Source organism: Alcanivorax hongdengensis A-11-3 (assembly GCF_000300995.1).
Classification (GTDB): Bacteria; Pseudomonadota; Gammaproteobacteria; order Pseudomonadales; family Alcanivoracaceae; genus Alcanivorax; species Alcanivorax hongdengensis.
Window position 1 is genome coordinate 74,821 of the sequence record NZ_AMRJ01000015.1, and the last position, 8,091, is coordinate 82,911.

General features: G+C 57.2%; 5 protein-coding genes. All 5 read right to left on the bottom strand.

Annotation, left to right across the window (positions count from 1 at the left end; translation table 11 throughout):
• Positions 1-134 precede the first annotated feature (134 nt).
• Positions 135-2,726: a Fe/S-dependent 2-methylisocitrate dehydratase AcnD gene (gene acnD, locus A11A3_RS10625; protein ID WP_008929301.1), complete on the bottom strand. Its 2,592-nt coding sequence runs from the start codon at positions 2,724-2,726 to the stop codon at positions 135-137.
• 150 nt (positions 2,727-2,876) lie between these two features.
• Positions 2,877-4,019 (bottom strand): bifunctional 2-methylcitrate synthase/citrate synthase, encoded by a 1,143-nt coding sequence (gene prpC / locus A11A3_RS10630; RefSeq protein ID WP_008929302.1) that lies wholly within the window; start codon positions 4,017-4,019, stop codon positions 2,877-2,879.
• 215 nt (positions 4,020-4,234) lie between these two features.
• A complete protein-coding gene (gene prpB / locus A11A3_RS10635) occupies positions 4,235-5,122 on the bottom strand; it encodes a methylisocitrate lyase (protein ID WP_008929303.1) in 888 nt (295 codons plus the stop codon).
• A gap of 78 nt (positions 5,123-5,200) precedes the next feature.
• A complete protein-coding gene (locus A11A3_RS10640) occupies positions 5,201-5,884 on the bottom strand; it encodes a GntR family transcriptional regulator (RefSeq protein WP_008929304.1) in 684 nt (227 codons plus the stop codon).
• A gap of 91 nt (positions 5,885-5,975) precedes the next feature.
• Positions 5,976-8,042 (bottom strand): hypothetical protein, encoded by a 2,067-nt coding sequence (locus tag A11A3_RS10645; protein WP_008929305.1) that lies wholly within the window; start codon positions 8,040-8,042, stop codon positions 5,976-5,978.
• Between the last annotated feature and the right edge of the window lie 49 nt (positions 8,043-8,091).

An 8,091-nucleotide genomic window follows, 5' to 3' on the forward strand; every position in this document is an offset into this window, starting at 1 on the left:
TGTCCCTCTCCCATCAAGGGAGAGGAGACTCTCCAGAAAGGTTTTCGTAACTCCAGGCCAACGGCCCTGAGACAACCCTTCTATTCGGTCCCCTCTCCCCTTGTGGGAGAGGGACAGGGCGAGGGGGTGGTTTATCAACTCGCTTCCGCCATGAACTCCTTGGCGAATTTCTGCAGAATGCCGCCGTTGGTATACACGGAAACTTCTTCCGCGGTGTCCAGTCGGCAAATCACCGGCACGCGCTCCACGTCACCGTTCTTGCGCGTGATTACCAGGGTCAGGCTGGCGCGGGGCGCCAGATCGCCCTCTACGTCATAGATCTCGGTGCCATCCAGCGCCAGTGTCTTGCGAGTCGTTCCTTCCTCGAATTGCAGGGGCATCACGCCCATGCCAATCAGGTTGGTACGGTGGATGCGCTCGAAGCCTTCCGCCACGATCACTTCCACGCCGGCCAGCGCCACGCCCTTGGCGGCCCAGTCACGGGAGGAGCCCTGACCGTAATCCGCACCCGCGATGATAATCAACGGCTGCTTACGCTCCATATAGGTCTCGATGGCTTCCCACATGCGCATCTGCTGACCTTCCGGCTCCACTCGAGCCAGGGAGCCCTGGATCACATCACCATTTTCATCGCGGCACATCTCGTTGAACAGTTTCGGGTTCGCGAGGGTGGCGCGTTGGGCGGTCAGGTGGTCACCACGGTGGGTGGCGTAGGAGTTGAAGTCCTCTTCCGGCAGACCCATTTTATGCAGGTAGGCGCCGGCGGCGCTGTCCAGCAGGATGGCGTTGGACGGGGACAGGTGGTCGGTGGTGATGTTGTCAGGCAGGATCGCCAGCGGGCGCATGCCTTTCATTTCACGCTGACCTGCCATGTTGCCTTCCCAGTACGGAGGACGACGGATGTAGGTGGACTGCGGGCGCCAGTCGTACAGCGGGCTGGCTGCGCGCTCACCGTCACCCTTCTTCTCGAACATGGGAATGTAGGTCTTGCGGAACTGCTCCGGCTTCACCGCGGACTTCACGATGGCATCGATCTCTTCATCAGAAGGCCAGATGTCCTTAAGGTAGATCGGGTTGCCGTCCTGGTCCTTGCCGAGCGCATCTTTTTCGATATCGAAGCGCATGGTGCCGGCGATGGCGTAGGCCACCACCAGCGGCGGAGACGCCAGGAACGCCTGCTTGGCGTAGGGGTGGATACGGCCGTCGAAGTTACGGTTACCGGACAGTACCGCCGTGGCGTACAGGTCACGGTCAATCACTTCTTTCTGGATCTTGGGATCAAGGGCGCCGGACATACCGTTACAGGTGGTACAGGCGAAGGCCACCACGTCGAAGCCCAGTTGCTGCAGTTCCGGCAGCAGGCCGGATTCTTCCAGGTACATCTTCACGGTCTTGGAACCCGGTGCCAGGGAGCTCTTCACCCAGGGCTTGCGCACCAGACCCAGCTTGTTGGCGTTACGGGCCAGCAGGCCGGCGCCAATGATGTTGCGCGGATTGGACGTATTGGTACAGCTGGTGATAGCCGCGATGATCACCGCGCCATCGGGCATCAGGCCTTCTTCCTCTTGCCACTCCTTGGCAATGCCACGGTCGTGGAGTTCGGAGACCGGCAGCAGTGCATGCGGGTTGGATGGACCAGCCAGGTTACGCTGTACCTTGGACAGATCAAAGTGCAGAACGCGCTCGTACTCGGCACCTTTCAGGCTATCCGCCCACAGGCCGGTTTCCTTGGCGAACGTCTCGACCAGGGCGACCTGCTCGTCTTCACGGCCGGTCAGCTTCAGGTAGTCGATGGTCTGTCCATCGATGAAGAACATGCCGGCGGTGGCACCGTATTCCGGGGTCATGTTGGCGATGGTGGCACGGTCGCCCACGGACAGGCTGTCTGCACCTTCACCGTAGAATTCCAGGTAGGCGCCAACCACACGCTCTTTTCGCAGGAATTCGGTCAGGGACAGTACCAGGTCGGTACCCGTGATGCCCGGCTTCAGTTTGCCAGTCAGTTCCACACCAACGATGTCGGGCAGACGCATCATGGACGGGTTACCCAGCATCACGTTTTCAGCTTCCAGGCCACCCACGCCCACGGAGATCACGCCCAGGGCGTCGACCATGGGGGTGTGGCTGTCGGTGCCGACACAGGTGTCCGGAAAGGCGACACCGTCACGCACTTGTACCACCGGAGACATCTTCTCCAGGTTGATCTGGTGCATGATGCCGTTACCCGGCGGGATCACGTCCACGTTATCGAACGCGGTCTTGGTCCAGTTGATGAAGTGGAAGCGGTCCGCGTTGCGGCGTTCTTCCACGTCACGGTTTTTCTGGAAGGCGTCTTTCTCGAAACCCGGGTGTTCTACGGCCAGGGAGTGATCCACGATCAGCTGGGTCGGTACCACCGGGTTCACTTTGGAGGGGTCACCGCCCTTCTCGGCGATGGCGTCACGCAGACCCGCCAGATCAACCAGTGCGGTCTGGCCGAGAATGTCGTGACACACCACGCGCGCCGGGTACCAGGGGAAATCCATGGTGCGCTTGCGCTCGATCAGCTGCTTCAGGGAATCGGTGAGATCCGCCGGGTTGCAGCGACGTACCAGCTGCTCAGCGAGGATACGCGAGGTGAACGGGAGTTTGTCATAGGCCCCAGGCTGGATGGCGTCGACAGCCGCACGGGTGTCGAAATAGTCCAGCTGGGTGCCGGGAAGCTTCTTGCGATATTCGGTGTTCATAGCCTGGGGTTCTCTTGGATGTGAATCCTGGGAAAAGCGCCCTCTCCCCCAACCCCTCTCCCGCAAGCGGGAGAGGGGAGCAAACCCAACCATCTATCTGGAGGGCCCCCTCTCTCACTTGCGGGAGAGAGGCAGGGAGAGGGTTGTTTTTTATCGCTCTGCGATCGGGGTTACCTTGCGCAGCTCTTCGCCGGTGTACTCGGCACTCGGGCGAATGATGCGGTTATCGGCACGTTGTTCCATCACGTGGCCAGCCCAACCGGTCAGACGGCTCATCACGAAGATCGGGGTGAACAGCTTGGTCGGGATACCCATGAAGTGGTACGCAGAGGCGTGGAAGAAGTCAGCATTACAGAACAGCTTCTTCTCGCGCCACATCACCTCTTCACAGCGCACGGAAACCGGATACAGCACGGTGTCGCCCACGTCGGCGGCCAGCTTCTCGGACCATTGCTTGATGATGGCGTTACGCGGGTCGGATTCACTGTAGATGGCGTGCCCGAAGCCCATGATCTTTTCCTTGCGCTCCAGCATGCCCATCATTTCCTTCTCGGCATGCTCCGCATCGGTGAATTTTTCGATCATGTCCATGGCAGCCTCGTTGGCGCCACCGTGCAGCGGACCACGCAGGGTGCCGATGGCGCCGGTGATGCAGCTGTGAATATCAGACAGGGTCGAGGCACACACACGGGCGGTGAAGGTCGACGCATTGAACTCGTGCTCTGCGTACAGAATCAGGGATACATTCATCACACGCTCATGCAGCTCGTTGGGCTTTTCGCCACGCAGCATGTGCAGGAAGTGGGCGCCAATGGAATCATCGTCGGTGTTCTCGTCGATCTTCACACCATCATGGCTGAAGCGGTACCAGTAGCAGATGATGGACGGGAAACAGGCCAGCATGCGGTCAATGCAGGCTTCCTGAGTGGGAAACTCACCCATTACCGTGGTGTCTTCCTGCTCCAGGTTGCCCAGCATGGAACAGCCGGTGCGGATCACATCCATGGGATGGGCATCCGCCGGGATGCGCTCCAGGACTTCCTTCAGCGGCTGAGGCAGGCTGCGCAGGCCCTTGAGTTTGCTCTTGTAGGCATCCAGTTCCGCCTGGGTCGGCAGGTGCCCCTTGAGGATCAGGTGCGCCACTTCTTCAAACTGGCAGTTCTCCGCCAGGTCCTTGACGTCGTAACCGCGATAGGTCAGGCCAGAGCCTGAAACACCCACCGTGGAAAGCGCGGTTTTACCGGCTACCTGGCCACGCAGGCCTGCCCCTGAGAGTTTCTTGCCTTCTGCCATTGTTTATCTCCTGGTTAATCTTGTGTATCGATATCTCTGGTCACCGTGGGGCGGTGAAATCGGTCAAACCGGTCTCCGCCGCTGTGGTTCTGGCGGAGATGGGCTAGCGCCCATTTCCGCCCTACGATGTTCGATCTGTTCATCCTTTCTGTAGGAGCTTGCTTGCAAGCGAAAAATGGTCGCCTGCAAGCAGTCTCCTACAGGGGGGTTACCCCTTAGCCCTTGCCTTTAGCGAAAAGCGCATCCAGCTTCTGTTCGTAGTCGTGGTAGTTGAGGAAATCGTATAGCTCCATGCGTGTCTGCATGATGTCCACCACCTCTTTCTGGTGACCATTTTCACGAATGCTTTGGTATACCTGCAGGGCCGCCTTGTTCATGGCTCGGAACGCACTCAGCGGATACAGGATCATGTCGGCACCCGCGTCGGCCAGTTCATCACGGCTGAACAACGGCGTGGCGCCGAACTCGGTGATATTGGCTAGCAACGGCACATCACCCAGGCCCTCCTTGAAGGCCTTGTAATCTTCCAGGGTATGAACGGCTTCAGCGAAGATGCCATCGGCACCGGCTTCGATGCAGGCTTTGGAGCGCTCGATGGCGGCTTCCAGGCCATCTTTCTGGAAGGCGTCGGTGCGCGCGATGATGAAGAAATCATCATCTGTCTTGCCGTCAACGGCGGCCTTCACACGGTCCACCATCTCTTCCTGGGACACGATTTCCTTGTTCGGGCGATGACCACAGCGCTTCTGGGCTACCTGGTCTTCCAGGTGCACGGCACCGGCGCCGGCCTTGATCATTTCCTTGACAGTGCGGGAAATGTTGAACGCCCCACCCCACCCCGTATCAATGTCCACCAGCAGCGGAGTTTCCACGGCACTGGAGATACGGCGCACATCTTCCAGCACATCATTCATGCTGGTCATCCCCAGGTCTGGCAGGCCGTAGCTGGCATTCGCCACGCCACCACCGGACAGATAAATCGCACGATAACCGGTTTGCTCGGCCATCATGGCGGCGTAGGCATTGATGGTGCCCATGATCTGAAGGGGCTTTTCTTCCGCGAGTGCTTTGCGGAAGCGGCCGCCGGCGGTGAGCTTACTCATTGACTATCTCCTCGTTGTCTTCCGTGGGAGCTTGCTTGCAAGCGAATCTGAATAGACGGTTCGCTTGCAAGCAAGCTCCTACATCGTGTTTATCTGTTCCTGATACTGGGTTTCGATATTCTTGCGGGCACTGCTGATATGACGTCGCATCAGCAACTCGGCCATTTCCCCGTCACGGGCTTCAATGGCCTCGATAATGCGCCGGTGTTCATTGAGGGCCTTTTGTGGCCGGTTGGCCACGGTGCTGAATTGGTAACGGTACATGCGAACCAGGTGATAGAGCTCACCAATCAGCATCTGGCTGAGGGTGGCGTTGTGGCTGCCCTGGATAATGCGGTAATGGAAGTCCAGGTCACCTTCTCGCTGAAAATAGGCGGTATCTTCGCGAAGATCCTGCTGCTGCTCGTGCTGACCGAGCACATCCTTGAGGCCCTGGACCTCATCGTCGGTCATGTGCTCGGCGGCAAGACGAGCGGCCATCCCCTCCAGGGCTTCGCGGACATGGTAGATTTCAATCAGATCATCAAAGCTGAGAGAGGCTACACGGGTGCCCACATGCACCTCGCGTTCCAGTAATTTGCGGGACTCCAGGCGGCGAATCGCCTCACGAAGGGGGCCACGGCTGACGCCGTAGCGACTGGCCAGCTCGGTCTCGCTGACCTTGGAGCCCGGGGGAATAACGCCACGGACAATATCATCCTGCAGCCGGGCAAAGACCCGATCGGCAAGCGTTCTGGTGTTTTCCGTGGTGATGGCAGACATGAAACGGCCCGATTGTTGACAATTTTAACAACCGGGCCGGACTTTACGCCCCTATTCTGAGGCTTTCAAGGGGCATTGTTGACAATTTCGCTCAGTTATCTTCAAGCGGCCCGCAACCAGGGTCATCCTTGTACATCTCGACAGCACCGTTCGCCAATGAGAAACGCAGATATCGCTCGTCATCGGTTTCGTCATCCCCATCGGCGATCAGTTTTTTGCGAGGCAAATAAGCCCCTTCAACCCAGGCGGCTCGCACCCCAGCTTCAAAACTGTCATCCGAAAGACGGAATAAGCGCTTGCAGCCATCGCCAGCTGCACTTCTGAGATCCATGCGTCCCTGAATCTCAGCATTGTAATGTGGGGTTACCGACTCATCAGCGGCGCCGGGGGCCAGCCTCATAAAAATATTGGCACTCTTCAGATCGGCATCGCCAAAAGTACGGGTGACCATACCGATTTTCAGCCCACCGGTCGTTCCCGGACAGGCGCCATCATCGCCAGTGGTGACCAGGCCAGCACTGCTAATATGGACACAGAACTCGCCGACTCCCTGACTATCCACACCACTGGAATCAAGCTCATCATGTCGAATACGCTCTTTCGTGACATCCACCACCGTATCCCAGGCACCACAGACATAATTACCATTTGAATCAGTTGTAAAAGCCGTACATGCCGTATAATCAGCATAATTCGTGGATGGTGTGCTACTAGGATTGGGGTCCTGCGTAATTTCCTGGTCAGCATTGGGAATTACCCGGCAGATGGAATCATCATCAAAGCCACTTTCATCCGGTATACATGCCCGATATAAACGAACAATGTAATCCCCCTCGACATCACTCATGACACCGCTATTGAGCACCGCTTGTACATAGCCTGTTTTGGTCGCACGAAAGAGAAAATCATTAACCGTTCCGCCAACCAAAGTGTCATTGGTCAGACCTTTCTCGTCATCTCCAATCTCGTAATCCGTGGATGGATAATCAAGGTGAAAGTCAGAGCCAATATCAGCGCTTACTTCCTTGTTGTTATAAATGGTTTGACCCAGAAATCGTCCAGTAAGACTTGCATCGGTATCCGTAGCACCCGAAGCAGGGTCAGAAACATTACCGTTAGAGTCCAGGGTCGTCACAACACCAAGCCCACTCAAAGTGATATTGGAAGAGGCGTCACCGGCAAGGCGCAAAACATCATCAATTTTGTCACCGCTCTTCAGTGTCACAAAATCATTGACCACTTCAGTAGCGTTAGTGATACGGGAGGCCAGGCCGCCAGCCAAAATGCTGCCATCGGGAAGCACAAGGCTAGTAAATGTATAACTGTACTTGCTGCTGTCAGCATCACTGGCGCAGCCTTCACTATCCGAAGAGGATACGAATTGGCACTCCTGAGAGCTGGTGAAGGCATAAAGACCTGCACGGGAACGATCATTACCTGAGCGCAAATGAGACTGATATGTCGAAACCGTTGGATCAAACGCACCCAGCACGGAAGGGTCACGCGCATTTACCGCATCCAGGAAACCCTGCCAGGCAGTCTGAAATGCCGTGTAGTCCGTGTAGTCAAATCGATTCTCCGGAAGCGTATCCGGATTGGATGCCACATAGTCGTTGGTATCATCAGAGATACTGATCGGATCATCCGGATCGCCACCGGTATCCAGCGCTTCCAGCAATGCCAGCCGATTGATGACAGGCGCCGTGGTGTCTGATCCGTCCAGCTCGACACTCACCCGTTCCGGGGCATTCACCATATCCGCCAGAGTGATTTGATAGGCACCCTTGGTTAGCTGCTTGGGAAGCAAATACGTCCCCAGAGACAAGCGGTAGTCCCCGGTCGTTTTGCTACCCAGGAAGAACTCAATACTGGATGCTCCCTCCGGGCAGACTGCGTTATATGGCGGGATCGTAGTGCCATCATCTTCGCTGAGCGTTTCTTCGTCACTGGTGTACGCAAAGGATGTCCCGCAGGCATAGCCCAGATTGTTGACCTGCAAGCCCTGCAATTCGACCAGGACACTCCCTTTGGCAGAAGGAACACAGGAGCCCCCCGCCGGGCAGCCGCCCAGATTGGCGTCACCAAAGTCTTCACCACCATTACAGGCGGCCAGCCCCAGCGCCAGCGCTGTCAACATCAACGTTTTTGCTTTTTGCATAATCGTTACCTGCTCTCATTCGCTTGCAAGCAAGCTCCTACCACGCCCT

Excerpts from the sequence above, each read along its gene's own strand:
- acnD (WP_008929301.1), bottom strand. The coding sequence starts at position 2,726 with ATGAACACCGAATATCGCAAGAAGCTTCCCGGCACCCAGCTGGACTAT.
- prpB (WP_008929303.1), bottom strand. The coding sequence starts at position 5,122 with ATGAGTAAGCTCACCGCCGGCGGCCGCTTCCGCAAAGCACTCGCGGAA.
- A11A3_RS10640 (WP_008929304.1), bottom strand. The coding sequence starts at position 5,884 with ATGTCTGCCATCACCACGGAAAACACCAGAACGCTTGCCGATCGGGTC.
- prpC (WP_008929302.1), bottom strand. The coding sequence starts at position 4,019 with ATGGCAGAAGGCAAGAAACTCTCAGGGGCAGGCCTGCGTGGCCAGGTA.
- A11A3_RS10645 (WP_008929305.1), bottom strand. The coding sequence starts at position 8,042 with ATGCAAAAAGCAAAAACGTTGATGTTGACAGCGCTGGCGCTGGGGCTG.